The sequence below is a fragment of the Pseudomonas sp. MWU13-2105 genome, assembly GCF_023242315.1.
Taxonomy (GTDB): domain Bacteria; phylum Pseudomonadota; class Gammaproteobacteria; order Pseudomonadales; family Pseudomonadaceae; genus Aquipseudomonas.
This window is the reverse complement of the sequence record NZ_JALLIY010000011.1, coordinates 222404-248484: the sequence shown is the minus strand read 5'-3', so window position 1 is coordinate 248484 and position 26081 is coordinate 222404. Positions and strand designations below refer to the sequence as shown.

26 protein-coding genes and 1 tRNA gene are annotated in these 26081 nt (G+C 62.9%); 15 read left to right on the top strand and 12 right to left on the bottom strand.

The features are described from left to right. The first annotated feature begins 83 nt into the window (after window positions 1-83). The 5 genes from M5B96_RS18120 (at window position 84) to ntrC (ending at window position 4691) form a co-directional block, all read left to right on the top strand. Window positions 84-653: a chorismate mutase gene (locus M5B96_RS18120; RefSeq protein ID WP_248798092.1), complete on the top strand. Its 570-nt coding sequence runs from the start codon at window positions 84-86 to the stop codon at window positions 651-653. Window positions 654-735: 82 nt separating this feature from the next. After that, the gene (locus M5B96_RS18115) at window positions 736-1269 is read left to right on the top strand and encodes a DUF4124 domain-containing protein (RefSeq protein ID WP_248798091.1); all 534 of its coding nucleotides are present in this window, start codon (window positions 736-738) and stop codon (window positions 1267-1269) included. 7 nt (window positions 1270-1276) lie between these two features. Continuing rightward, window positions 1277-1921 carry a DUF4124 domain-containing protein gene (locus tag M5B96_RS18110; RefSeq protein ID WP_248798090.1) on the top strand — a complete coding sequence of 215 codons (645 nt, stop codon included), beginning with the start codon at window positions 1277-1279 and terminating at the stop codon, window positions 1919-1921. 251 nt (window positions 1922-2172) lie between these two features. Continuing rightward, window positions 2173-3258 carry a nitrogen regulation protein NR(II) gene (glnL, locus tag M5B96_RS18105; protein ID WP_040063506.1) on the top strand — a complete coding sequence of 362 codons (1086 nt, stop codon included), beginning with the start codon at window positions 2173-2175 and terminating at the stop codon, window positions 3256-3258. Continuing rightward, window positions 3255-4691, top strand: coding sequence for a nitrogen regulation protein NR(I) (ntrC, locus tag M5B96_RS18100; RefSeq protein WP_100940345.1), 1437 nt, complete (start codon window positions 3255-3257; stop codon window positions 4689-4691). The genes glnL and ntrC overlap by 4 nt, the downstream gene beginning before the upstream one ends. Window positions 4692-5704: 1013 nt before the next feature. On the opposite strand, the gene M5B96_RS18095 is transcribed toward ntrC, so the two are convergent. Next, on the bottom strand, window positions 5705-6145 hold the full coding sequence (locus M5B96_RS18095; RefSeq protein ID WP_248798089.1) for a hypothetical protein: 441 nt from the start codon (window positions 6143-6145) through the stop codon (window positions 5705-5707). Here M5B96_RS18095 and M5B96_RS18090 point away from each other — a divergent pair. Further along, complete coding sequence (locus tag M5B96_RS18090) at window positions 6144-6599, top strand: tRNA (cytidine(34)-2'-O)-methyltransferase (RefSeq protein ID WP_248798088.1); 456 nt, start codon at window positions 6144-6146, stop codon at window positions 6597-6599. The two genes, M5B96_RS18095 and M5B96_RS18090, sit on opposite strands and share 2 nt — an antisense overlap. A 151-nt stretch (window positions 6600-6750) precedes the next feature. Here the strand turns inward: M5B96_RS18090 and secB are convergent, their stop codons facing one another. Genes secB through M5B96_RS18075 form a run of 3 tightly spaced genes read right to left on the bottom strand, consistent with a single transcriptional unit; the run spans window position 6751 to window position 7950 of the window. Beyond that, complete coding sequence (gene secB, locus M5B96_RS18085) at window positions 6751-7233, bottom strand: protein-export chaperone SecB (protein ID WP_248798087.1); 483 nt, start codon at window positions 7231-7233, stop codon at window positions 6751-6753. Window positions 7234-7280: 47 nt separating this feature from the next. Beyond that, complete coding sequence (gene grxC, locus M5B96_RS18080) at window positions 7281-7535, bottom strand: glutaredoxin 3 (RefSeq protein WP_248798086.1); 255 nt, start codon at window positions 7533-7535, stop codon at window positions 7281-7283. Between the two features lies 1 nt (window position 7536). Next, complete coding sequence (locus M5B96_RS18075) at window positions 7537-7950, bottom strand: rhodanese-like domain-containing protein (RefSeq protein ID WP_248798085.1); 414 nt, start codon at window positions 7948-7950, stop codon at window positions 7537-7539. Between the two features lie 148 nt (window positions 7951-8098). Between M5B96_RS18075 and gpmI the strand changes: the two genes are divergently transcribed. The 4 genes from gpmI (at window position 8099) to M5B96_RS18055 (ending at window position 13200) form a co-directional block, all read left to right on the top strand. Next, on the top strand, window positions 8099-9634 hold the full coding sequence (gene gpmI / locus M5B96_RS18070; protein ID WP_248798084.1) for a 2,3-bisphosphoglycerate-independent phosphoglycerate mutase: 1536 nt from the start codon (window positions 8099-8101) through the stop codon (window positions 9632-9634). A gap of 139 nt (window positions 9635-9773) precedes the next feature. Beyond that, complete coding sequence (locus M5B96_RS18065) at window positions 9774-11063, top strand: murein hydrolase activator EnvC family protein (protein WP_248798083.1); 1290 nt, start codon at window positions 9774-9776, stop codon at window positions 11061-11063. Between the two features lie 30 nt (window positions 11064-11093). Next, window positions 11094-12422 (top strand): S41 family peptidase, encoded by a 1329-nt coding sequence (locus M5B96_RS18060; RefSeq protein ID WP_248798082.1) that lies wholly within the window; start codon window positions 11094-11096, stop codon window positions 12420-12422. 1 nt (window position 12423) lies between these two features. Further along, window positions 12424-13200 (top strand): divergent polysaccharide deacetylase family protein, encoded by a 777-nt coding sequence (locus tag M5B96_RS18055; RefSeq protein WP_248798081.1) that lies wholly within the window; start codon window positions 12424-12426, stop codon window positions 13198-13200. A gap of 13 nt (window positions 13201-13213) precedes the next feature. Here the strand turns inward: M5B96_RS18055 and M5B96_RS18050 are convergent, their stop codons facing one another. The 7 genes from M5B96_RS18050 to M5B96_RS18020 all read right to left on the bottom strand — a co-directional run bounded on the left by M5B96_RS18050 (window position 13214) and on the right by M5B96_RS18020 (window position 18938). Next, window positions 13214-13969 carry a substrate-binding periplasmic protein gene (locus tag M5B96_RS18050; RefSeq protein ID WP_248798080.1) on the bottom strand — a complete coding sequence of 252 codons (756 nt, stop codon included), beginning with the start codon at window positions 13967-13969 and terminating at the stop codon, window positions 13214-13216. 73 nt (window positions 13970-14042) lie between these two features. Further along, window positions 14043-14813 carry an imidazole glycerol phosphate synthase subunit HisF gene (gene hisF / locus M5B96_RS18045; RefSeq protein ID WP_248798079.1) on the bottom strand — a complete coding sequence of 257 codons (771 nt, stop codon included), beginning with the start codon at window positions 14811-14813 and terminating at the stop codon, window positions 14043-14045. 9 nt (window positions 14814-14822) lie between these two features. After that, on the bottom strand, window positions 14823-15560 hold the full coding sequence (hisA, locus tag M5B96_RS18040; protein WP_248798078.1) for a 1-(5-phosphoribosyl)-5-[(5-phosphoribosylamino)methylideneamino]imidazole-4-carboxamide isomerase: 738 nt from the start codon (window positions 15558-15560) through the stop codon (window positions 14823-14825). A gap of 41 nt (window positions 15561-15601) precedes the next feature. Further along, a complete protein-coding gene (locus M5B96_RS18035) occupies window positions 15602-15856 on the bottom strand; it encodes a DUF2164 domain-containing protein (RefSeq protein ID WP_248798077.1) in 255 nt (84 codons plus the stop codon). After that, window positions 15857-16495: an imidazole glycerol phosphate synthase subunit HisH gene (gene hisH / locus M5B96_RS18030; RefSeq protein WP_248798076.1), complete on the bottom strand. Its 639-nt coding sequence runs from the start codon at window positions 16493-16495 to the stop codon at window positions 15857-15859. Next, on the bottom strand, window positions 16495-17088 hold the full coding sequence (hisB, locus tag M5B96_RS18025; protein ID WP_017132500.1) for an imidazoleglycerol-phosphate dehydratase HisB: 594 nt from the start codon (window positions 17086-17088) through the stop codon (window positions 16495-16497). Before hisB ends, hisH begins: the two co-directional genes overlap by 1 nt. 188 nt (window positions 17089-17276) lie before the next feature. Further along, the gene (locus M5B96_RS18020; RefSeq protein ID WP_248798075.1) at window positions 17277-18938 is read right to left on the bottom strand and encodes an OFA family MFS transporter; all 1662 of its coding nucleotides are present in this window, start codon (window positions 18936-18938) and stop codon (window positions 17277-17279) included. Window positions 18939-19280: 342 nt separating this feature from the next. Here M5B96_RS18020 and M5B96_RS18015 point away from each other — a divergent pair, with 342 nt between their 5' ends. The 5 genes from M5B96_RS18015 to M5B96_RS17995 all read left to right on the top strand — a co-directional run bounded on the left by M5B96_RS18015 (window position 19281) and on the right by M5B96_RS17995 (window position 23489). After that, window positions 19281-19679: an acetyl-CoA sensor PanZ family protein gene (locus M5B96_RS18015; RefSeq protein ID WP_248798074.1), complete on the top strand. Its 399-nt coding sequence runs from the start codon at window positions 19281-19283 to the stop codon at window positions 19677-19679. A gap of 84 nt (window positions 19680-19763) precedes the next feature. Further along, on the top strand, window positions 19764-21977 hold the full coding sequence (locus M5B96_RS18010; RefSeq protein ID WP_248798073.1) for an AsmA family protein: 2214 nt from the start codon (window positions 19764-19766) through the stop codon (window positions 21975-21977). Then, window positions 21974-23041: an A/G-specific adenine glycosylase gene (gene mutY, locus M5B96_RS18005; RefSeq protein WP_248798072.1), complete on the top strand. Its 1068-nt coding sequence runs from the start codon at window positions 21974-21976 to the stop codon at window positions 23039-23041. Before M5B96_RS18010 ends, mutY begins: the two co-directional genes overlap by 4 nt. Next, entirely contained in the window at window positions 23038-23310 is a 273-nt protein-coding gene (locus M5B96_RS18000) for an oxidative damage protection protein (RefSeq protein WP_248798071.1), read from the top strand. Before mutY ends, M5B96_RS18000 begins: the two co-directional genes overlap by 4 nt. A 103-nt stretch (window positions 23311-23413) precedes the next feature. Further along, window positions 23414-23489, top strand: a tRNA-Phe gene (locus tag M5B96_RS17995). A gap of 197 nt (window positions 23490-23686) precedes the next feature. Here the strand turns inward: M5B96_RS17995 and M5B96_RS17990 are convergent. Next, window positions 23687-26077: a penicillin acylase family protein gene (locus tag M5B96_RS17990; RefSeq protein WP_248798115.1), complete on the bottom strand. Its 2391-nt coding sequence runs from the start codon at window positions 26075-26077 to the stop codon at window positions 23687-23689. Window positions 26078-26081: the final 4 nt, after the last annotated feature.

The following is a 26081-nucleotide window of genomic DNA, read 5'->3' as shown; positions in this document are numbered from 1 at the left end:
TTCATGAAAAGAAACTGGCGCCTGCCTGCGCTTGTGACGTTTACTCAGCCCCCTGTGCCCACCCTCCGGACGAAGCTCGCTCCATGTACCTGACAAAACGCCTTGCCAGCCCGCTGCTGCTCATTCTTCTCAGCACCGGCGCCTTCGCCGAAACCCCGAAGCCCACAGCCGCCCCCGCATCCCTGGCGCCCTTGCTCCAGGCCATGAGCGAACGCCTGGAGATCGCCGACCAGGTCGCCCTGACCAAATGGGACAGCGGCAAGCCGATCCAGGACAGCCCGCGCGAGCAGCAAGTCATCGCCAACGCCGCGCAACAGGCCGCCACCTATCAGCTCAGCCCCGAGGACGTCAGCCAATTCCTCGCCGCCCAGATCGAAGCCAACAAGCTGGTGCAATACGCCCTGCTGGCCAAGTGGCACGCGGCGGGCAAGGCCCCGACCATCGCCCGCCCAGATCTGCTCAAGCAGATCCGCCCGGCCCTCGACCAACTGCAGATCCGCCTACTGCAACACTACGCCGCCTTCTCCGCCTCCCGGCAGGACCCGCAGTGCCCGACTTGGCTGGCCCAAGGGCGCCAGGCCCTGAGCACCGATGAGATCCATGACCTGGCGCTGGTTCGCGCCGTGGGCGAACTGTGCATCAGCGGACACTGAAGCCGTTGAACGTTGTGCTCTATGCTGACACCCTGAAGCACCCGGCGGGATGCCGCCGCCAGGACCACTATCGGGAGCGCCCATGGGTCGAAGCCTTCTCTTGCTGCTAGTGGCCGTCGCCTTGCCGGCGGCCGCACAGATCTACAAGTACACCGATGCCAACGGCAACACGGCCTATAGCAACCAGCCGCCCGATGGTACCGCCGCGCAGACCGTGGAACTGCCGCCGCTCAACAGCGTCGGTCTGCAGCAGTCAAACACGCTGCCGATCCCCACACCGGCGACACCAGTACCTGCGACGACTACACCCGCCAATACCGGCGCGATCTACAGCACCCTGGAGCTGACGGACATCCCGACCCAGGAAGCCCTGCGCGCCAACAACGGCACCTTTACCGTCGGCGTGAAGATGGAACCGCGCCTGCAACGCCAGCACCTGCTGCGCCTGATGCTCGACGGCGCGCCCTACGGCCAGCCGAGCAACGTGCCACGCCTGCAACTGGTGAATATCGACCGCGGCGACCACACCCTCGGCGTCCAGGTACTGGCCGGTGAACAGGTCGTACAGCAAAGCCCCCTCGTACCCTTTACCGTGCAGCGGGTGCACAAGCCTTGAGCCACTCATGATTCGAGCTTTCCTCCGCCTGCTACCGCTGCTCCTGACGCTCCTGACGCTCTGCGCCGGCTCGGCGCTGGCCGAGATCTATACCTACATCGACAGCCAGGGCAATCGGGTCTTCACCGACCAACACCGTGCCGGCGCCAAAGCAGTACCGCTGCCACCGGTCAATCGCCTGTCGCTGACACCGGCAGCCCCCCGACCTTCACCCGCCAGGCCGGAAAAGCCCAAGGCCCAGCCGATTTTCCATTACCAGATGCTACGCATCCTGGTGCCAGACCCCGACGCGACCATCCGCAGCACCGAAGGCAACCTGATCGTCAGCGTTACCAGCGAGCCCGGGCTGATGCCCGGACATACCTATCGCCTGCTGCTGGACGGCAAACCCACCGCGGCCCCCGGCCCTAGCCCGGTGTTTGCCTTGAACAACATCGACCGCGGCAGCCACCAGCTCGCGGTGGAGATCCTCGACGACCAGGGGCGGATCGCCGAACGCACGGCCAACCAACCCTTCCAGATGGTGCGCATCTCGCTGGCGCAGAAACGCCAGGCCAACCCCTGCCAGCTCGCCGACTACGGCCAACGGCCGGAATGTCCGCTGGCGGACAAGCCCGCGGAAGAAAGCAGCAGCATTTTCCCCTTCCTCTGACCCGCGCCAGACAAGGCACCACATTGGTGCACTAAACTGCACACCTACCCGAACCAAATCCCATTTTGGTTCGAAAGTACCCGCCGAACCTGGCAGAACGCCACCCAATCGCGCCTGAAACGCCCATTTCAGGCAATTCGCGCTTCTTTTCGGAGCCTTGGTTTGGTTTTTGCATTTTCCTTGTATCGGCGCCTTGTTCGCGCGCGCAAATCGGGACCGGCCCCGTTTGCCATGCTCCAAAAGAGGTCCCCATGACCATCAGCGACGCCCTGCACAGACTGTTACTCGACAACCTGACCACCGCGACCATCCTGCTCAACGCCGAATTGCGTCTGGAGTACATGAACCCGGCGGCGGAAATGCTCCTGGCCATCAGCGGCCAGCGCAGCCATGGCCAGTTCATCAGCGAACTGTTCACCGAGTCGGTCGAGGCCCTGAACTCCCTGCGCCAGGCCGTGGAACAGGCGCACCCGTTCACCAAGCGCGAAGCCATGCTCACGGCGCTGACCGGCCAGACCCTGACCGTCGACTATGCCGTGACCCCGATCCTCAGCCAGGGCGAAACCCTCCTGCTGCTGGAAGTGCATCCCCGTGACCGCCTGCTGCGCATCACCAAGGAGGAGGCGCAGCTGTCCAAGCAGGAAACCACCAAGATGCTGGTGCGCGGCCTGGCCCACGAGATCAAGAACCCCCTCGGCGGGATTCGCGGCGCCGCGCAATTGCTGGCCCGCGAGCTGCCGGAAGAAAGCCTGAAGGACTACACCAACGTCATCATCGAAGAGGCCGATCGCCTGCGTAACCTGGTGGACCGCATGCTCGGTTCGAACAAGTTGCCGTCCCTGGCGCTGACCAATGTCCACGAAGTGCTGGAACACGTCAGCAGCCTGGTGGAAGCCGAGAGCCAAGGCTGCATCAATCTGGTGCGCGACTATGACCCGAGTATTCCCGATGTACTGATTGATCGTGAACAGATGATCCAGGCCGTGCTCAACATAGTGCGCAACGCCATGCAGGCCATCAGCAGCCAGAACGAGCTGCGCCTGGGCCGTATCAGCCTGCGCACCCGGGCGATCCGCCAGTTCACCATCGGCCATGTGCGCCATCGCCTGGTGACCAAGATCGAAATCATCGACAACGGCCCGGGGATCCCCGCCGAGCTGCAGGAAACCATCTTCTATCCCATGGTCAGCGGCCGCCCGGACGGTACCGGGCTGGGCCTGGCCATTACCCAGAACATCATCAGCCAGCACCAGGGCCTGATCGAGTGTGAGAGCCACCCCGGCCACACCACGTTCTCGATCTTTCTGCCACTGGAACAAGGAGCCACATCGACATGAGCCGTAGTGAAACCGTGTGGATCGTCGATGACGACCGTTCTATCCGCTGGGTCCTGGAAAAAGCCCTGCAACAGGAGGGCATGACCACCCAGAGCTTCGACAGTGCCGACGGCGTAATGAGCCGCCTGGTCCGTCAGCAGCCGGACGTGATCATCTCCGATATCCGCATGCCCGGCGCCAGTGGCCTGGACCTGCTGGCGCGGATTCGCGAGCAGCACCCGCGCCTGCCGGTGATCATCATGACCGCCCATTCCGACCTCGACAGCGCGGTGGCGTCCTACCAGGGCGGCGCGTTCGAATACCTGCCCAAGCCGTTCGACGTCGATGAAGCGGTGTCGCTGGTCAAGCGCGCCAACCAGCATGCCCAGGAACAGCAAGGCATGGCCGTGGCACCGACCCTGACCCGGACCCCGGAAATCATCGGCGAAGCGCCGGCGATGCAGGAAGTGTTTCGCGCCATCGGCCGCCTCAGCCACTCCAACATCACGGTGCTGATCAATGGCGAATCCGGGACCGGCAAAGAGCTGGTGGCCCATGCCCTGCACCGCCACAGCCCACGGGCGGCCCAACCGTTCATCGCCTTGAACATGGCGGCGATTCCCAAGGACCTGATGGAGTCCGAGCTGTTCGGCCATGAAAAAGGCGCCTTTACCGGCGCGGCCAACCTGCGGCGCGGGCGTTTCGAACAAGCCGATGGTGGCACCCTGTTCCTCGACGAAATCGGCGACATGCCGGCCGACACCCAGACCCGCCTGCTGCGGGTCCTGGCGGACGGTGAGTTCTACCGGGTCGGCGGGCATACGCCGGTCAAGGTCGACGTGCGCATCATCGCCGCGACCCACCAGAACCTGGAAACCCTGGTTCACGCCGGCAAGTTCCGCGAGGACTTGTTCCATCGCCTGAACGTGATCCGCATCCACATTCCACGGATGTCCGACCGTCGCGAAGACATTCCGACCCTGGCCAAGCACTTCCTCGCCCGCGCCGCCCAGGAGCTGTCGGTGGAGCCGAAGCTGCTGAAGTCGGAAACCGAGGAGTACCTGAAGAACCTGCCGTGGCCGGGTAACGTGCGTCAGTTGGAGAACACCTGCCGCTGGATCACCGTGATGGCCTCCGGCCGCGAGGTGCATATCAGCGACCTGCCACCGGAACTGCTGAACCTGCCACAGGATTCGGCACCGGTGACCAACTGGGAGCAGGCGCTGCGCCAATGGGCCGACCAGGCGCTGGCACGCGGGCAATCCAGCCTGCTGGACAGCGCCGTGCCGAGCTTCGAGCGGATCATGATCGAAACCGCCCTCAAGCACACCGCCGGCCGCCGCCGCGACGCCGCCGTGCTGCTGGGCTGGGGCCGCAACACCTTGACCCGCAAGATCAAGGAGCTGGGCATGAAGGTCGATGGCGGCGACGAGGACGACAGCGACGAGGGCTGATCTGTCGCTTCACGCCAAACCCTCTACAGCCAGGCTGTAGAGGGTTTTTTCTTGCCCCACGCACAAGCCGGCGTTAACCCACCCCCTGTAGGAGCCGGCTTGCCGGCGATGAGGCCCGTGAGTCTTGCAGCGATCTTGCGGACCTCATCGCCAGCCAGCTGGCTCCCACAATAAGCGGGCAGTGCACCACGGCAATGCGTCTTGAACCGCTATCGGGCAGCGAACCAGGCCACGCAAGCCTCACCCGCGTTTTCCTACCCCAGCGGAAAGGCCCCGTATTCCGGGGCTTTCAGACACATCTTGAAAATTATCAACGCAATCATTGGCGCTTTTCAAAAACTGGCACGCGCCCTGCAACAACCCCAATACAACCCAGTTTTGGGGACCCTGATACAGGCAGGTCAGGGACTCCCCTTCTTTACACCGGGACTCACACCGCTCCCAGCGACGAGTCCAGATACTTTCGGGGACCTTGATACAGGCAGGTCAAGACTCCCCCTCTTTACACCGGGACTCACACCGCTGACAGCGACGAGTCCCAAGACGTTTTTGGGAACCCTGATACAGGCAGGTCAGGACTTCCCTCTTTAACACCCGGACTCATACCGCCCACAGCGATGAGTCCAGACGCTTTCGGGGACCTTGATACAGGCAGGTCAAGACTCCCCTTCTTTACACCGGGACTCACACCGCTCACAGCGACGAGTGCCAAAACGCTTTCGGGGACCCTGGTACAGGCAGGCCGGGACTTCCCTTCTTTACACCAGGACTCATACCGCCCACAGCGACGAGTCCAGACGCTTTCGGGGACCTTGATACAGGCAGGTCAAGACTCCCCTTCTTTACACCGGGACTCACACCGCTCACAGCGACGAGTGCCAAAACGCTTTTGGGAACCCTGGTACAGGCAGGCCGGGACTTCCCTTCTTTACACCCGGGCTCATCCGTTCATAGCGACGAGCCCGATCACGGTTCTGGGAGCTTCGGTACAGGCAGGCCGGAGATTCCCTCTTTTATTCCTCCCGGAGATTGATCACCAATCTCCAGCGACCGTCCACCTTCGTCCCGGCCCACTCGCCGTGCAACGGACGCGCCGCCAGCAGCGTCAGCAACAATCCCTTGTCACTCAAGCGCACACGCCAATTGGCGTCCTTGCCGGCCACCTGCAAGTGGCCGTTCTGCGCCTTGCCCTCGGCATCGAAGAGCAGCGCCACCGTGCCGTCAACCTGCTCGCCATGCACCTTGGGCTCGGCGCTGAACCACAGCACCACCCCTTCGGGCACCACTTCGACCCGCTGCAACTCCAGGGGCTCGGGCGCCGTCAGGCGCCCGATCATCAGACCGACCATCATCCCGACAATCGCCAGCGACCCCAGCACCCGCGGCAATAGCTTCGGTCGCGGGTCCTCTTCGGGGGTAGAATGCAGCTCATCTTCATCTTCGGAGCCGTGCATGTTTCACGTCATCCTCTTTCAACCAGAAATTCCGCCGAACACCGGCAACATTATCAGGCTGTGCGCCAACAGCGGCTGCCACCTGCATTTGATCGAGCCCATCGGTTTTGAAATGGACGACAAGCGCCTGCGCCGCGCCGGCCTCGACTATCACGAGTACGCCACGCTCAAGACCCACGCCGACCTCGCCAGTTGCCTGGAAAGTCTCGGCCATCCGCGCCTGTTCGCCTTCACCACCAAGGGTTCGCGGCTGTTCCACGACGCACGCTTTGCCGAAGGTGACGCATTTCTCTTCGGCCCGGAAAGCCGTGGCCTGCCGGCCGAGGTGCTCGACGCCCTGCCCGGCGAACAACGCCTGCGCCTGCCGATGCGCGAAGGCTGCCGCAGCCTGAACCTGTCCAACACCGTGGCGGTGGCGGTCTACGAAGGCTGGCGCCAGCTGGGCTTTGCCTGAAAAACAGGCGTCACCCAAACAAAAAAAGCGCCGAACAAGGCGCTTTTTTTCTGTGGGAGCCGCCTTGCCGGCGATGAGGCCCATGAGGCTTGCATCGCCTGATCGGCCGCTATCGCCGCAAGCTGGCTCCTACAAAGGGTGTACAAGCCGTTTATTGAACGGTTTGCCCACCCTCTTCCTGCAGGCGCTGCAGTTCTTGCGCGTACAGGGCATCGAAGTTCACCGGGGCCAGCATCAACGCCGGGAACGAACCACGGGTGACCAGGCTGTCCAGGGTTTCACGGGCGTACGGGAACAGGATGTTCGGGCAGAATGCACCCAGGGTGTGGCTCATGGAAGCCGCATCGAGGTTCTTGATCAGGAAGATCCCGGCCTGCTGCACTTCAGCGATGAACGCCACTTCTTCACCGTTCTTCACGGTCACCGACAGGGTCAGCACCACCTCGTGGAAGTCGCCTTCCAGGGCTTTCTGACGGGTGTTGAGATCCAGGCCGACGCTCGGTTCCCACTGCTGGCGGAAGATCGCCGGGCTTTTCGGGGCTTCGAAGGACAGGTCGCGCACGTAGATACGCTGCAAGGAGAATTGCGGTTGGCTTTCTTCTTCAGTAGCAGCAGTGTTCTGTTGGTCAGTCATCGCAGCAGATCCTTCTTGATCTTCAGGTCTTTAAAGGGTTGGGGGAATCAAGCTTCTAGCAACGCATCCAGCTTGCCGGCGCGCTCGAGGGCGAACAGGTCATCGCAGCCACCGACATGGCGGTCGCCGATCCAGATCTGCGGCACGGAAGTACGCCCCGCTTTCTGGGCCATTTCAGCACGCACCTGCGGCTTGCCGTCGACCTTGATCTCGTCGAAAGCAACCTTCTTGCTGCTGAGCAACGACTTGGCGCGCATGCAGTAAGGGCAGTAATCACTGGAATAAACGACGACCCGGCTCATATCACTTCACCAGCGGCAGATTGTCGGCTTTCCAGCTGGAAATACCACCGGACAGCTTGGCGGCAATGAAACCGGACTTGAGCAGCTCGCGGGCGTGGGTCCCGGAGTGCTGGCCCTGGGCGTCGACCAGAATCAGGGTCTTGGCCTTGTGCTTTTCCAGTTCGCCGATGCGCGCCATCAGTTTGTCCTGGGGAATGTTCAGCGCACCGACGATATGGCCGGCGGCAAACTCCTTGCTCGGACGCAGGTCGATGACCACACCCTGGTCCTGGTTGACCAGCGCGGTCAACTGGCCGGTGCTCAGGCTGGCGCCGCCGCGGCTCATTTCATGGGCAATCAGCAAGGCCAGCAGGAGCACGAAGGCGCCGGCTAACAGGTAGTGGCTAGTGGCAAATGCAATCAGGTGATCGACCATCAGGAGGTTCCAGGGCGTTAAAATGTGGGCCAGTATACACAGCCGTCAAGGTCGGCCAAACCCCGCCCGGCGGTGACGGCCTGTGAACTTGGCTTTAAACTGCGACTCTTTTTTCCATGTCCTTTCAATCCAGCCGCGAGAGCCATCCATGACTACCACGCCTAAACCTTTGGTCCTGATCATCCTGGATGGCTTCGGTCACAGTGAGAGCCATGACTACAACGCCGTCTATTCGGCAAAGAAGCCGGTGCTCGACCGCCTCAAAGCCACCCAGCCGAACGGCCTGATCTCGGGCTCGGGCATGGATGTCGGCCTGCCGGACGGGCAGATGGGCAACTCCGAAGTCGGCCACATGAACCTCGGTGCCGGCCGCGTGGTATACCAGGATTTCACCCGCGTGACCAAGGCGATCCGCGACGGTGAGTTCTTCGACAACCCGACGATCGGCGCGGCGGTGGACAAGGCCGTGGCCGCGGGCAAGGCAGTGCATATCCTCGGCCTGCTCTCCGAAGGTGGCGTGCACAGCCACCAGGACCACCTGGTGGCCATGGCCGAGCTGGCCTTCAAGCGCGGTGCCGAGAAGATCTACCTGCACGCCTTCCTCGACGGTCGCGATACCCCGCCGAAAAGCGCCCAGTCGTCCATCGAGCTGCTCGACGAAACCTTTCGCACCCTGGGCAAGGGGCGCATCGCCAGCCTGATCGGGCGTTATTTCGCCATGGACCGCGACAACCGCTGGGACCGCGTGGCCCAGGCCTACAACCTGATCGTCGACGGCCAGGCCGAATTCCAGGCTCCTACCGCCCAGGAAGGCCTGCAGGCTGCCTATGAGCGCGGCGAGAGCGACGAGTTCGTCAAGGCCACCTCGATCGGCGAGAAAGTCACGGTCGAAGACGGCGATGCCGTGGTGTTCATGAACTTCCGCGCCGACCGTGCCCGCGAACTGACCCGGGTGTTCGTCGAAGACGACTTCAAGGACTTCGAACGCGCCCGCCAGCCGCGACTGGCCGGCTTCGTCATGCTCACCCAATACGCCGCCAGCATCCCCGCGCCGTCGGCCTTCGCCCCTGGCAGCCTGGAAAACGTGCTGGGCGACTACCTGGCAAAAAACGGCAAGACCCAGCTGCGGATCGCCGAAACCGAGAAGTACGCCCACGTGACCTTCTTCTTCTCCGGCGGACGCGAGGAACCCTTCCCGGGCGAAGAACGCATCCTGATCCCGTCGCCGAAAGTCGCCACCTACGACCTGCAACCGGAAATGAGCGCCCCCGAAGTCACCGACCGCATCGTCGAAGCCATCGAACAGCAGCGCTACGACGTGATCGTGGTCAACTACGCCAACGGCGACATGGTCGGCCACAGCGGCGTGTTCGATGCGGCCGTTAAAGCCGTGGAATGCCTGGATTTGTGTGTAGGACGTATCGTCGAGGCCCTGGACAAGGTCGGCGGCGAAGCTCTGATCACCGCCGACCACGGCAACGTCGAACAAATGGAAGACGAATCCACCGGTCAGGCCCACACCGCCCACACCACCGAGCCGGTACCGTTCATCTATGTCGGCAAACGACCGCTGAAGGTCCGTGAAGGGGGTGTGCTGGCGGACGTCGCACCGACCATGCTCAAGCTTCTGGGCCTGAAACAGCCGCAAGAGATGACCGGTACGTCGATCCTGACTGACCTGTAAACGCCATAAATCAGGCCGGCCGCTTACCCGCGGCCTACCTCTTTATCGGAAACGCCTGAAAGCAACCGCTTTTGGGCGTTTTTTTTGCAGCGCGCGGCGGGCATACTAGGGCGTCCCGTTCCCAGGTGTCGCCCGCCCCATGCTTCGCGCCCTTATCGCCCTAGCCCTGATCTGCCTGCTCCAACCGGCGTTTGCCGACGAGCGCGCACAAACCCAGCAGCAGTTGGACGCCACGCGTCAGGATATCGCTGAGCTGAAAAAGCTCCTGGGCAAGTTGCAGGAAGAAAAATCCGGTGTGCAGAAAGAACTGCGCGGCACCGAAACCGAGATGGGCAAGCTGGAGAAGCAGGTCGAGGCCCTGCAGAAAGAGCTGAAAAAGAGCGAAAGCGAACTGCAGCGGCTCGATGGAGAGAAAAAAAAACTCCAGAGCGCGCGCACTGAACAGCAGCGACTGATCGCCATCCAGGCCCGCGCCGCCTACCAGGGGGGCCGCCAGGAGTACCTCAAGCTGCTGCTCAACCAGCAGAACCCGGAAAAATTCGCCCGCACCCTGACTTACTACGACTATCTGAGCCAGGCGCGCATGGAGCAGTTGAAGAATTTCAACGAAACCCTGCGCCAACTGGCCAATGTCGAGAAAGACATCAATCTGCAGCAGGCCCAGTTGCTGGTGCAGAAAAGCAGCCTGGACAGCCAGCGCGACGAACTGGACAAGGTCCGCCAGGAACGCCAGGCGGCCCTGGCCAAGCTCAATGACGACGTGAAGGCCCGCGACCAGAAGCTCGCCGCCCGCGAACAGGACCAGGCCGACCTGTCGAAAGTCCTCAAGACCATCGAGGAAACCCTGGCGCGCCAGGCCCGTGAGGCGGAAGAAGCGCGCCAGAAAGCGCTGCTCGCCCAGCAGGAAGCCGAAAAAAAGCGCCAGCGTGAGGCTGCTGCGCTCGCCAACGACGACAGCCCACGCCCACCGCGTAAAACCACGCCTGGAGCCCTGGTATCGAGCGCGGGAGAATCCTTCGGCGGCCCTTTTGCCGCAGCGCGCGGCAAACTTCCATGGCCAGTTGATGGTCGATTGCTTGCGCGCTTTGGTGAAACCCGCGGCGATGACGCCCGGACCAAATGGGACGGGGTGATGATCAGCGCCGCCGCCGGCAGCCAGGTGCACGCCGTGCACGGTGGCCGCGTGGTCTTCGCCGATTGGTTGCGGGGCGCCGGCTTGCTGGTCATCCTGGACCACGGCAACGGTTACCTGAGCCTCTACGGACACAACCAGACGCTGCTCAAGTCCGCGGGCGATGTGGTAAAAGCCGGTGAGTCGATCTCTACTGTAGGCAACAGTGGCGGTCAGGACGCACCCGCATTGTATTTCGCTATACGTCAGCAGGGTCACCCGAGTGATCCGGCCCAATGGTGCCGCGCCCAAGGATAGGCCGGCATCTTAATCAGGAGTTCGTTCGACATGTTGCATTTGTCCCGCCTCACCTCGCTGGCCCTGACGATCGCGCTGGTGATCGGTGCGCCCCACGCGTTCGCTGCGCAACCTGCCCAGCCCGCGCCGGCTGCCGCTGCCGCTGCTCCAGCCGTCACCGCCAAGGCCCCGCTGCCGCTCGACGAGCTGCGCACCTTTGCCGAGGTCATGGACCGGATCAAGGCCGCCTATGTCGAGCCAGTGGACGACAAGACCCTGCTGGAGAATGCCATCAAGGGTATGCTCAGCAACCTTGACCCGCACTCCGCCTACCTCGGGCCGGACGATTTCGCCCAGTTGCAGGAAGACACCAGCGGCGAATTCGGCGGCCTGGGCATCGAAGTCGGCATGGAAGACAACTTCGTCAAGGTGGTCTCGCCGATCGACGACACCCCGGCATCCAAGGCCGGCGTGCAGGCCGGCGACCTGATCGTCAAGATCAACGGCCAGCCGACCCGTGGCCAGACCATGACCGAAGCGGTCGACAAGATGCGCGGCAAGGTCGGCCAGAAGATCACCCTGACCCTGGTCCGCAACGGCGGCGCGCCGTTCGACGTGACCCTGACCCGGGCGATCATCCGCACCAAGAGCGTGCGCAGCCAGTTGCTGGAAAACGGCTACGGCTATATCCGCATCACCCAGTTCCAGGTCAAGACCGGCGAAGAGGTCTCCAAGGCCCTGGCGGCGCTGCGCAAGGAAAACGGCAAGAAGCTCAACGGCATCGTCCTCGACCTGCGCAACAACCCCGGCGGCGTGTTGCAGGCCGCCGTGGAAGTGGTCGACCACTTCATCACCAAGGGCCTGATCGTCTACACCAAGGGCCGGATCGCCAACTCCGAACTGCGCTTCTCGGCCACCGGCCACGACGAAAGCGAAGCGGTGCCGATGGTAGTCCTGATCAACGGCGGCAGCGCCTCGGCCTCGGAAATCGTCGCCGGCGCCCTGCAAGACCAGAAACGCGCCGTGCTGATGGGCACCACCAGCTTCGGCAAGGGCTCGGTACAGACCGTGCTGCCGCTGAGCAATGACCGCGCGCTGAAAATCACCACCGCGCTGTACTTCACGCCCAACGGGCGCTCGATCCAGGCCCAGGGCATCATCCCCGACGTCGAAGTGCGCCAGGCCAAGGTCACCGGCGCCCAGGATGACGAGACCTTCAAGGAAGCCGATCTGCAAGGTCACCTGGGCAACGGCAACGGCGGCGCCGACAAGCCGAGCGTCAAGGCCACCAAGAGCAAGCCACGCCTGCAGGACGACGACTACCAGTTGGGCCAGGCGCTGAGCCTGCTCAAGGGCCTGAGCGTGACACGCGGCAACTGAGGTGCGCCGCTGGCTGCTGCTCCTGACCGGCTGTTTGATCGGCGTTGCCCAGGCGACGCCGAGCGAGTCGCCGGTCCCGGTCAAGGCCTACCTGACCCTGATTATCGATGACCTGGGGCAGAACCTGCCCCGGGATCGTCGGGTGCTGGCCCTGCCCGGGCCGGTCACCCCGTCGATCATGCCCGACACCCCGCACGCCGCCGAATTCGCTCGCGAGGCTCACGCCGCCGGCAAGATCATCATGCTGCACATGCCCATGGACCCGGCCACCGGCCCCTTCGCCTGGCATCCCGAACTGCCCCTCGATGAACTGAAAACGCGCCTGGCCGCGGCCTTCAAGGCCGTGCCCTTTACCAGCGGGATCAACAACCATGAAGGCAGCCGCATGACCGCCGAACCGCTGGCCATGGCCTGGCTGATGGGTGAGTTGCAGCGGCGCAACAAGTTCTTCGTCGACAGCCGCACCAGCGCCAAGACCGTCGCCGCGGCCGAAGCGCAGAAGATCGGCCTGGCCAGCGTGTCACGGGATGTCTTCCTCGACAATGAGCGCACCGACGCGGCCATCACCGCCCAACTGCAGGAAGCCATCAGGCTGGCGCGCAAGCACGGCTCGGCGGTGGTGATCGGCCATCCCTACCCGCAGACCCTGGCGGTTCTTGAACGCGAGCTGCCCAAGCTCAAGGAGCAGGGCATCGACTGGATCGACATCAAGTCGATGATCGCCCTGCGCGGCAACCAGGCGAGCGAAGCTCACGGCAAGCAGGGCATTTATCGCTGAGCGGTTAGAACCCTTACAGGTACCGACCGAAGGCCTGATCCACCACGCCTTCACGGCGGAGCTGATCGAGCGCCGACTGCAACTTGGCGACGACCGCGTCGGGCACCTCTATGTTCAGGGCCAGGTAAAGCGAGGCGCTGTTGAAACGCAAGATCGTCTTGAGCCCGGAAATACCCTCCTGTCGCGCCAGGTAGCGTCCGGCGGGATCGCCCGAGGCCCACAGATCGATCTGGCCGTCGACCAGCTTCTTCGCATTATCCTGGTCACGCAGGGCCAGTACCGGGCTGAATCGGTGCTGCGCCAGGTATTCGGCGATGGCGTCGCCCTTGTAGGCGCCGACCTTGTAGCGCTGCGCCTGCTCCAGGCTCGACAAGGCGATCGGGCTATCCGCCTTGGCCAGCAGCACCCAGTCGTCCGGGCCAATCGGGCCGACCCACTTGAACAGCTTCTCGCGCTCCGGCAGCCGGGCCATGACAAACACCCCGTAGCCGGGCTTTTCCAGGGCGAGTTTGTAGATACGCTCCCAGGGGAAACGCAGGGTCAGGCTGTAGGAAATACCGGCGCGCTTGAAGGTTTCCCGCACGATATCGGCGGCGATGCCTTCGATGTTCTCGTCCTTGGCGAAGTTCTTGCCGTTTTTCGCCATGTTGTAGGGCGGGAAGTTCTCCGTCAGCAGGACAATGCCGTCATCGGCTGCGTCCGCCGCACCCGCCGCGCCCGACAACAGTCCGATCAGGCAAAACAGCGCAAGGAAAAAGCGTTTAGACATAGTAGGCAACCGGAATCCGTGGCGGCCTCAAGAGTGACTTGAGGCCGCCATACTGTCCAGTGGCCTGTTGCCTTCAGCGCACCACGATACCGCGCGCGGCCATATAGGCCTTGGCTTCCGGCACCGTGTACTCGCCGAAGTGGAAGATACTCGCCGCCAGCACCGCGCTGGCGTGACCTTCGAGAATCCCGTCGGCCAGATGCTGGAGGTTGCCGACGCCGCCCGAGGCGATCACTGGAATGCCCAGGGCATCGCTGATGGCCCGGGTCACGCCGAGGTCGAAACCGCTTTTCATGCCGTCCTGGTCCATGCTGGTGAGCAGGATTTCGCCGGCACCAAGGCCTTCCATCTTCTTCGCCCACTTCACCGCATCGAGCCCGGTGGGCTTGCGCCCGCCGTGGGTGAAGATCTCCCAGCGCGGGGTTTCGCCCGGCAGCGAGACTTTCTTCGCATCGATGGCGACGACGATGCACTGCGAGCCGAAATGCTGCGCCGCTTCACCGACGAACTCGGGGTTGAACACCGCCGCCGTATTGATCGAGACCTTGTCGGCCCCGGCATTGAGCAGGTTGCGGATGTCCTGCACGGTGCGCACGCCACCGCCGACCGTCAGCGGGATAAACACCTGGCTGGCCATGCGTTCGACGGTATGCAGCGTGGTGTCACGGCCGTCGACGCTGGCGGTGATGTCGAGAAAGGTGATCTCGTCGGCGCCCTGTTCGTCGTAGCGCCGGGCGATTTCCACCGGATCCCCGGCATCGCGGATGTTCTCGAACTTGACGCCCTTGACCACGCGACCGTTGTCGACGTCCAGGCAAGGGATGATGCGTTTGGCCAGCGCCATGGTCAGTCCTCAGCCTTGGTACGAATCGCAGAAGGCTTGCGCCTCGGCGACATCGAGGGTGCCTTCGTAGATCGCCCGGCCGGTAATCGCGCCGATGATGCCCGGGGCCTTGGCGTCCAGCAGGGCCTTGATATCGCCCAGGTTGTGGATACCCCCGGAAGCGATCACCGGAATCCGCGTGGCCGCGGCCAGGGCGGCGGTGAAGGGCACGTTGCAGCCCTGCATCATGCCGTCCTTGGCGATATCGGTGTAGACGATGGCGGACACGCCGTCGGCTTCGAAGCGCTTGGCCAGGTCGATCACCTGCACCGTGCTGACCTCGGCCCAGCCGTCGGTGGCGACGAAACCGTCCTTGGCATCCAGGCCGACGATGACCTTGCCCGGGAACGCGCGGCAGGCTTGCGCGACGAACGCCGGGTCTTTCACCGCCTTGGTACCGATGATCACGTAGCTCACACCGGCCTTGACGTAGTGCTCGATGGTTTCCAGGGAGCGGATCCCGCCACCGATCTGGATCGGCAGGTGCGGGTAACGCTTGGCGATGGCGGTGACCACCTCGCCGTTGACCGGCTGGCCTTCGAAGGCGCCGTTCAGGTCGACCAGATGCAGGCGGCGGCAGCCGCCCTCCACCCACTTGGCAGCCATGCTCACCGGGTCATCGGAGAACACCGTGGAATCTTCCATGCGGCCCTGGCGCAGACGTACGCAGGCACCGTCTTTGAGATCGATAGCGGGGATAATCAGCATCTGGCAAACCTTAGAGTCGTTTTTTCAGCTTCACTCGGAAATCAGTTTTTCTCGAGCGCCCACAGGTCGCTTTCGATGCTCTCGAACCTTTCTTTAAGGTGCGTCTGCACATCGAAAATCGCCCTGTTGTAATAGTGCGGAGCAATTTCACGGGTAAACAGTTCGAGGATTTCAGCCGCTTCGAACGAACCCAGGTCCAGCTCGAAGCGCTCTTCCATGAAGCGCTTGATCTTGTGATTGGCCTCGTTCTCCTGTTCCGGAGTGAGGGTCAGGATCGGCGGCTTGATCTTGGCCATTTACCAGCGCCCGTCCCAGGCGGCGAAGTTCTGCAGCAATTGCAGGCCGTGGGTATGGCTTTTCTCCGGGTGGAACTGCACGGCGAAACGCGAACCCTCGGCCAGCGCCGCGGCGAAGTCGACGCCGTAGTGCCCGCTGCCCACCACCTGCCGCGGGTTGCCGGCAGCGATGTAGTAGCTGTGCACGAAGTAGAAGCGCGCCAGGTCCGGGATGTTGTGCCACAGCGGGTGATCCACCACCTGCGTTACCTCGTTCCAGCCCATGTGCGGCACTTTCAGGTGCTCGCCGTCCTCGTGCCGGTCCTTGGCGAACAGCTTCACCTGGCCGGGAAACAGGCCGATGCAGTCGACACCGGCGTTCTCTTCGCTATGCTCGAGCAAGGCCTGCATGCCAACACAGATGCCCAGGAACGGGCGATCCTGGCTGACTTCGCGTACCAGCGAATCGAAACCCAGGCGGCGGATCTCGGCCATGCAGTCGCGAATCGCGCCGACGCCGGGGAAAACCACCCGGTCGGCTTCGCGAATCACAGCGGCATCGCTGGTGATCAGCACCTTGCCGGCGCCCACGTGCTCGAGGGCCTTGGCCACCGAGTGCAGGTTACCCATGCCGTAATCGATAACCGCGACCGTCTGCATTACAGGACGCCCTTGGTCGAGGGCATTTGCCCGGCCATGCGCTCATCGAGCTCGACGGCCATGCGCAGGGCACGACCGAAGGCCTTGAACACGGTTTCGATCTGGTGGTGGGTGTTGCTGCCACGCAGGTTGTCGATGTGCAGGCTGACCAACGCGTGGTTGACGAAACCCTGGAAGAATTCCTGGAACAGGTCGACATCGAAGCCGCCAACGGTGGCCCGGGTGTAGGGCACGTGCATCTGCAGGCCAGGACGGCCGGAGAAGTCGATGACCACCCGCGACAGCGCTTCGTCCAGCGGGACATAGGCGTGGCCGTAGCGACGGATGCCTTTCTTGTCGCCGATGGCTTTGGCGAAGGCCTGCCCCAGGGTGATACCGACGTCTTCCACGGTGTGGTGGTCGTCGATATGCAGGTCACCCTTGCACTCGATATCCAGGTCGATCAACCCGTGACGGGCGATCTGGTCGAGCATGTGTTCAAGAAAAGGGACACCGATATCAAATCGGGCCTTTCCGGTGCCATCCAGGTTGATCGAGGCTTTGATCTGGGTTTCCAGAGTGTCGCGCTCGACGGACGCCTTACGTTCGGCCATCACCAGCTCCGCAAAATCATTGGGCGAAAAAGGCAGCCATTATAGGGGCGCGGACGGCAAACAGAAACACGCAAGGTGAACTCCCGGACGGGCTGAGCCCAGGCGTGTCGGGGATATACCTGTCAGGACAAGCACACAATCCCTGTAGGAGCGTCGACCGACTGCTCCTACAGGGTGAAGACAGGGTTTTAGTGGAACAGCACCGCCGTCTTCTGCAGGGTGACCCACACGCCCCACGCCAACGGAATACCCACTACCAGCCAGGCGGCGACTGCCATCGGCTTGCTGCCCGGCGCGGCTTTCCACTCCAGCACGGTAGTGCTGTCGGCGCCCTTGTCATGACCCAGCGCCTGTTCGGCGGCCAGCTCGGCATCGGTCATGAAGTACTTGTCGGCCACCGGACGCACCAGCAGGTTGCAGATGAAACCCAGCACCAGCAGGCCGGCGAGGATGTACAAGGTGATGTCGTAGGCTGCGGCGCGCTCGACGCCGAGGCTCAACTGGTATTCGCGCAGATAGTTCACCAGAACCGGCCCCAGTACCCCGGCCGCGGCCCAGGCGGTCAACAGGCGACCGTGGATCGCACCGACCATCTGGGTGCCGAACAGATCCGCCAGGTAGGCCGGCACTGTGGCGAAACCGCCGCCGTACATCGACAGGATCACGCAGAACGCCGCGACGAACAGCGCGATGCTACCCAGGTGACCAAGGCTCGGTACCGACGCATAGAGCGCGACGCCCAGGGCGAAGAACACGAAGTAGGTCGCCTTGCGGCCGATATAGTCCGAGAACGAGGCCCAGAAGAACCGGCCACCGATGTTGAACAGGCTGAGCAAACCGGTGAACCCGGCCGCGATCGCGGCGATCTGGCCCAGTTGCGTGGCGTCCAGCTGACTGAACGTCAGGCCGTTGCCGAGCAATTTACCGGCAAAGACTTCCTGCAGCAGGGGCGAAGCCATGCCGAGGATGCCGATACCGGCGGACACGTTCAGGCACAGTACCAGCCACACCAGACGGAACTGCGGGGTCTTCCACGCCACGTTCACATGTACGTGACGGTGGGTGATCATCGCGTTGCTGCTCTTCTTCACCGGCGCGGTCCAGCCCTCGGGCTTCCAGCCGGTCGGCGGCACACGGTACGACAGCGCGCCGCCGATCATGAAGACGAAATAGATCGCCGCCATCACCGCAAAGCTCTGCCACACGCCGACACTGGCGGGTGAAGCGAAATGGCCCATCAAGGCCGCCGCCAGCGGTGCACCGACCATCGCGCCGCCGCCGAAGCCCATGATCGCCATGCCGGTGGCCATGCCGCGCTTGTCCGGGAACCACTTGATCAGGGTCGAGACCGGCGAGATATAGCCCAGGCCCAGGCCGATACCGCCGATCACCCCGGAACCGATCCACATCAGCCAGATCTGGTGGGTATAGACCCCCAGCGCCGAAATCAGCAGGCCACCACACCAGCACAGGGCGGACACCACACCGGCCTTGCGCGGCCCGGCACGTTCCAGCCAGCCACCCCAGATCGCCGCCGAACAGCCGAGGAAGATGAAGAACAGGGTGTAGATCCAGCCGAGCATGGAAATCGGCCAATCACACTGCGACGAGAACACTTGTGCGATAAAGCTCATGTCCGGCGCGCAAGCGACCGGCGCGGTGATGCCCAAGGCCTTGGACAACGGCAACCAGAACACCGAGAAACCGTAGGCCATGCCGATGCACAGGTGGATGGCCAGGGCGGCCGGTGGAACCAGCCAGCGGTTGAAACCGGGCTTGGCGATGATGCGTTCCTTTGACAGGAACGCCGGTTCGGCGACTTGAGTGTCCGCCGTAATGCTGATGCTCATTTGAAGTGTCTCCCCCAATTGAAGTAATGGTTCGCCGGCCACGCATCACTCCCGGCCTTGGTGCACGCAGGCTTGGCCGTGTTATCGGGTGACGCTTGTTACGCGACAATCAGTCGCAGAGGGACGGACGAACCGGGAAAGGTTAACATTTACCCTTGGCAGAACAACCAGGCTGATACGCTCTCTATGTAACGCAACTGCCCTGCTTTGCTGTAGGAGCAAGCTTGCTCGTGATCCACCGCAGGCGGCCATCAGCCCCGAATGCAGATGGCGCCCGAAAGAACGCCATCGCGAGCAAGCTTGCTCCTACATAAACGCCAGCCCCGGACATTCGAGGAATTTATGCCCATCGTTGTCGAGCCCCTCACCGAAGCCACCTACCAGGACCAGCAGGACCTGCGCAAGATCTACCAGGACGCACCGTCCTGGCTCTTCGCCCCCCAAACCGACGGCCAGCAACTGATCGAAACCGCCCTGGCCGACGGCAGCCTGATCGCCGGGCGCTTCAATGACCGCCTGCTGGGCGCGGCGCGCCTGGAGCGGCGCGCGGATCTCTGGCTTTTATCCCAACTTTGCGTCAGAAAAGTCACCAGGCGCCGTGGGGTTGCCGAACGACTGGTGACGGAAGCCTCGCGGATGGCCCGCTTGGCCGGCGCGGAACTGCGACTCCAGGCACCAAGCGGACATCCCGAAGCCCTGGCCCTGGCGGCCAAGCTGCAGATTGCCCTGGAGCCGTGCTGAGGAGCATCCGTGTCCTGCCGCCAGCACCGCGGCGCTATACTCGCGGGCTAAATTTCAAATTCCACTGACTACAAGGACTCGCCCATGAAAGCGTTCGGCAAAATCCTGGGTCTGGGGCTTCTCGGATTGTTGTTGATCATCGTGGCGGCAGGCTTTGCCCTGACCCACCTGTTCAATCCCAACGACTATAAAAACGAGATTCGCCAGATTGCCCGCGACAAGGCCCACATTGAGCTGACCCTCAATGGCGACATCGGCTGGAGCCTTTTCCCCTGGCTGGGCCTGGAGCTGCACGATGCCAGCGTGGCGACCCTGGTCACCCCGACCCAGCCGTTTGCCGACCTGCAGATGCTCGGCCTGTCGGTGCGCGTGCTGCCGCTGCTGCGCCGTGAAGTGCAGATGAGCGATGTCCGGGTCGAAGGCCTGAACCTGCGGCTCAACCGCGACAAGGACGGCCACGGCAACTGGCAGGACATTGGCCGCCCCGTCCCCGGCGCCAGCATCACCGCACAGGCCGACAAGGCCGCCGAACCGGCCGAGTCCGCCGCGGAAGAAAAACCCTCGCAGCCGATCCGCCTGGACATCGACAGCCTGACCGTGAACAACGCCCGGATCGAATTCAACGATGAAAAGACCGGCCGCCAGATCACCTCGGAAAGCATCCAACTGAGCACCGGCGCGGTACATGACGGCAAGGAAATCCCGCTCAAGTTCACCGCCTTCTTCGGCACCAACCAGCCGGTCCTGCGCGCGCGCACCGAACTCAGCGGCAACCTGCGCTTCGACCGCGTGCTCAAGCGCTACCAGTTCGAAGACATGCGCCTGGGTGGCGAACTCTCGGGCGACCCGCTGCAAGGCAAGCCGCTGACCTTCTCGGCCCAGGGCCAGTTGCTGGTGGACATGGCGGCGAACGTCGCCGAATGGACCAGCCTGAAATTGTCCGCCAACCAGTTGCGCGCCCTCGGCGAGCTGAAGGCCAACGACCTGAACAAGACCCCGCAACTCAACGGCACGCTGTCGATTGCCCAGCTGGACCTGATGAAGTTTCTCGACAGTATCGGCCAACCCCTGCCGAACGTGGCCGACGGCAGCCTGAGCAAGATCGAGCTGATCACCCACCTCACCGGCACGCCCACCAGCCTGGTGCTGGACGGCCTCAACCTGAAGCTCGATGACAGCAACTTCACTGGCCGCGTCGCCATCGAGGATTTCGCCAAGCAATCCCTGCGCGTGCAGCTCAAGGCCGACAAGTTCGACGCCGACCGCTACCTGCCGGCGAAATCGGCCGACGCCGACAGCGCCTCGAAAGTCCGCCAGGCCGATGTGATGAACAGCGAAGCCAACGCCATCGCCAGTAGCTCGCCATTGCCGGAATCCCCGACCAAGGGTGCCTGGAGCAGTGACAAGCTGCTGCCCATCGAACGCCTGCGCAGCCTCGACGTCGACGCCGACCTGAGTTTCGACCAACTGACCCTGAAGAAGCTGCCGATCAACAACGCCGCCCTCAAGGCCACCGGCCTGGGTGGCGTGCTGACCCTGAGCGATCTGCGCGGCGAGCTCTACAGCGGCAGCTTCAGCGCCAAGGGCAACCTCGACGTACGTCCCGACGTGCCGCGCCTGAGCCTGCAAACCAAACTGAACCGGGTGCCGATCGAACGCATCCTGCAGGCCCAGGGACAGAAGCCACCGGTCAAGGGCGCCCTGACCCTCGGTAGCGACGTCAGCAGTTCCGGCAACAGCCAGAAAGCCCTGGTCGAGAGCCTCAATGGCACGGCCAGCTTTGTCCTCAACGACGGCCTGCTGCTCAACGCCAACCTCGAACAGCAACTGTGCACCGGCATCGCCACCCTCAACCGCAAGACCCTGAGCAGCGAGCCGCGGGGCAAGGACACCCCGTTCCAGGACCTCAAGGGCAGCCTGACCCTGCACAATGGCGTGGCCAGCAACCCGGACCTGAAAGTCCGCATCCCGGGCCTGAGCGTCAACGGCAACGGCGATATCGACCTGCGCGTGCTGGGCATGGACTACCGCATCGGCATCATCGTCGAAGGCGACAAGAGCGACATGCCGGACCCGGCCTGCCAGGTCAACGAACGTTTCGCCGGGATCGAATGGCCGCTGCGCTGCCGTGGCCCCCTGGAACTGGGCGCCAAGGCCTGCCGCATCGACAAGGACGGCCTCGGCCAGGTCGCCGCGCGCATGGCCGGCAACAAACTGAGCGACAAGATCGACGAGAAGCTCGGCGACAAGGTCAGCCCCGAACTCAAGGATGCACTCAAGGGGCTGTTCAAGCGATGAGAGCCGAGCAGTTTTCCAGCGCCGTGCTGGACTGGTACGACCGTCATGGCCGCCACGACCTGCCCTGGCAACAGGGCATCACACCGTATCGGGTGTGGGTGTCGGAGATCATGTTGCAGCAGACCCAGGTCAGCACCGTGCTGAACTACTTCGACCGTTTCATGGACTCGCTGCCGACCGTCGAGGTCCTGGCCGCCGCGCCGGAGGATGAAGTGCTGCATCTGTGGACGGGCCTGGGCTACTACACCCGGGCGCGCAACCTGCAGAAGACCGCGAAGATCGTCGTTGCCGAGCATGGCGGCGAGTTTCCCCGCGACGTCGAAAAACTCACCGAACTGCCGGGCATCGGCCTGTCCACCGCCGGCGCCATCGCCAGTATCAGCATGGGCCTGCGCGCGGCGATCCTCGACGGCAACGTCAAACGGGTGCTGGCGCGCTATACGGCCCAGGAGGGTTACCCGGGCGAACCCAAGGTGGCCAAGCAGCTCTGGGCCAATGCCGAGCGCTTCACCCCCGACACCCGGGTGAACCACTACACCCAGGCGATGATGGACCTGGGCGCGACCCTGTGCACCCGCAGCAAGCCCAGTTGCCTGCTCTGCCCGCTGAAAGTCGGCTGCGAAGCGCACCTGCTCGGCCTGGAAACCCGCTACCCGATTCCCAAGCCGCGCAAGAGCGTGCCGCAGAAGCGCACCCTGATGCCGCTGCTTGCCAACCGTGAGGGCGCCATTCTGCTTTACCGACGCCCCTCCAGCGGCCTCTGGGGCGGATTATGGAGCCTGCCGGAGCTGGACGACCTCGACGACCTGCAACACCTGGCGGCGCAGCACTCGCTGGAACTGGGCGTGCAACAGGCGCTGCCGAACCTGACCCACACCTTCAGCCACTTCCAGCTGGCCATCGAACCGTGGCTGGTGCAGGTCGAGGCGAATGCCCATCACGTGGCCGAGGCCGACTGGCTCTGGTATAACCTCGCCACCCCGCCGCGCCTGGGCCTTGCCGCCCCGGTGAAAAAGCTGCTCAAACGGGCAGCCGACGTTTTGAACGCAGGAGAGTCGTCATGACCCGCACCGTAATGTGCCGCAAGTACCACGAAGAACTGCCCGGCCTTGAGCGCCCTCCGTACCCGGGTGCCAAGGGCCTGGATATTTTCGAACATATTTCGCAGAAAGCCTGGGGCGACTGGTTGAAGCACCAGACCCTGCTGATCAACGAAAAACGCCTGAACATGATGAACGGTGAAGACCGCAAATATATCCAGGGCGAGATGGACAAGTTCTTTTCCGGCGAGGAATACGCCAAGGCCGAAGGCTACGTTCCACCGGCCGAATAATCAGGCTTGGAACAGCTTTGGGTCGTAAGCGACGGTAATAATTAAATATTTTTTGAAATCGCGCTTGACGACCCCTCGAAAAACCAGTTTAATGCGCCCCGTTGCCCAGATAGCTCAGTCGGTAGAGCAGGGGATTGAAAATCCCCGTGTCGGCGGTTCGATTCCGTCTCTGGGCACCACTAATTAGTTTCAGGTGGTGTCAACATCATCTGAAAGCCCACAAGAAACCCGCCTGGTGCGGGTTTTTTGTTGTCCATGATTTCCAAAACCTACCTTGCCAGCTAGAAATTTTGCGGGCATGGCCGGTTCGCTCATCTCGCATGCCCCCCCAAAATGGCGCTCCACGCCCCCGTATCCCGGGTGACGTGGCAGGGGCTCAGTTGCCGTACGTCGACGGCACCAGCTCAAGCGTACTGGCCGTGTGATTGGCAACATCGACTTCAGAAAGATGCATGGGCTGGTAACTCCCTTGGGTAAAGGGCAGCGCCTGGTCCTTGTAATGCTTGTCAAACAACACACCACTTTGCCCTACCGGCAGAATCCCCAAAGCCTGGGTGGGGGCGCCCATGTCAATCAGCCTGCGAACGGAAGGCCCATAATTCACCGCCCACGGCGCGGGCCCCAAGGGTGAAGAGAAGTTGTCCGGGACCTCGTGATTGCCCGCAACTTCGAATGGACCGACGTTGAACAGCATCCCCAGCCACTTCTGAGTGCCGAGCGGGTGCATTTGCGTCAGATGATGGGCCTTGCGCCATTGCCATTGGCTGGCATCGGGACCCAATGTCTCTTGCAAATGAGTGATGCTGGCATTCCAGGCTTGCATGACCACATCGCTGCGACTCCCCTTGCCCGGCGTTGAAAGGTCATTCCACCAGGGGGATGCTTCGTCAGCGGCCAACCGAGGCAAGGCGGCATCCAGCACCCGGGTATTGAGCAGGTTCTCGAACAGCTCATCGCCCAATTTCGCGTGCATGGTCAAATACGCCAGCTCGTAGAGGAACTGGTTGAATAGCGTGGCACTCACCGAGTCCAGCGGATAATCACCTTGCCATTGGGCGAGCGCCTCCAACCATTGGCGTTGCTGAGGATCGTTGATATGCGCCCGCAGGATCGGAAGCAGCGGCGCCAAGACCCGCTGGCCATAGAGGGTACGAGTGTCCAGTTGTATCCGCTGGCTGTTGTTGACGTCCCATTTCACCTCCTGGCCCAGCCATTGGTTCAAGCGCTGGCCACGGTCTGGCAGGTTGTAGTAACCCGGGATCGGCCGGCCAGAGGGCGAGACTGGTTGGGCGTTGGCCGAGACGATGTAGCCGCGAGGCGGGTTCTCTTCGTGAGGGTTGTCGCTGAAGGGGTAGTAACCCGATTTGTCAGCTTGGCTCGTACTGCCATCGAGGACAAACCCCGGGTCGACGTCCAGAGGGCGTATCGGCAGTGCCGCGGCAGCCCACCAGGCAATGTCTCCGTGGGCGTTGGCGTACACGACGTTCAGGCCCGGCGCCTGGATCTTCGAGGCGGCCAGGCGTGCCTTGTCCAGAGTGTCGGCCCGATTGAGTTCGTAGAAGGCTTCGACCACCGGGTTCTCGGTATCCAGGTAGTTCCACCACAGTGCGATAGGACGGCTACCCGCACGTGCTCCCAGAGCGTCATTGATGATCGGCCCATGGGGGGAGCGGCGCAGGTGCAGTTCAACCGCGGGCTCATCCTTCACATCGATGAGCTGCACGTGTTCTTCAAGGGTGACCCAATTGCCCCGATACCAGACCTGGTTGGGGTTGTCCGGGTTGGTTTTCTCGGCGATCAGGTCGATGTCATCGTTCTGGAACATGGTCAATGTCCAGGCAAACGCCTTGTTGTGCCCCAGCAGGGCAAAAGGCACCAGGCTTTCGTAGTCACCATACAATTCGAAGCCGGGGGCTGACAGGTGCGCCTCGTACCAGACTGAGGGCACCGAAAAGCGAATATGCGGATCGCCGGCCAGCAAGGGTTTACCGCTGGCGGTATGACGGCCCGACAGGACCCAGGCGTTGCTGCCCTCCAATTGGGGCAGGCCAGAGGCGCTCACGGCGTGCTCGCTCAGTTGCGCCAGGGCCGTGAGGTTCTTCCAGTCGTCAGTATTGAACGTCTGCGTGGCGAGGGCGCCATTGGGGTGCCAGTCACGGTCGAAGACCTTCAGGTAGTCTTCCCCCAACTGGTCGCGGATGAAGGTCAGCAACGGCTCGGTGCGAAAAGCGGCGGCAAAGCTGTACGCCATGTAACCGACCACGCTGTAGATATCCTCGGGGGTGAACGGACGCTTGGGGATGCCCAGCAAATCAAACTCCATGGGGCTGCGATGTTCGCGCTGATACCCGTTGATGCCCTCAAGGTATGCCTGCAAGGCCTGCCAGGCCGGACTGTTGTGGTCGGCGAGAGCGACCTGCAGGTCCGCATGCTCGCGGATGCGCAAGGTCCGGAACAGTTTGTCGGTGGGCACCAACTTGCTCCCCAGCACTTGCGCCAGTTCGCCACGGGCCAGGCGCCGGAGCATCTCCATCTGAAACAGCCGATCCTGCGCCTGGGCATAGCCCAAGGCGCGATATAGATCGCTCTGGTTGGTGGCCGTGATATGGGGGACGCCCCGCTCATCGAAGCGCAGTTGCACCGGTGCCTGCAGTCCGCTCAGCGCCGCCACGCCCTGGCGCTGCGGCTGTTTGCTAAGGACATACCAGGCGCCGCCTGCAACGACGGCCACGACCAGAACCATCAGGCATAGCAGAATGCGTTTGATCACG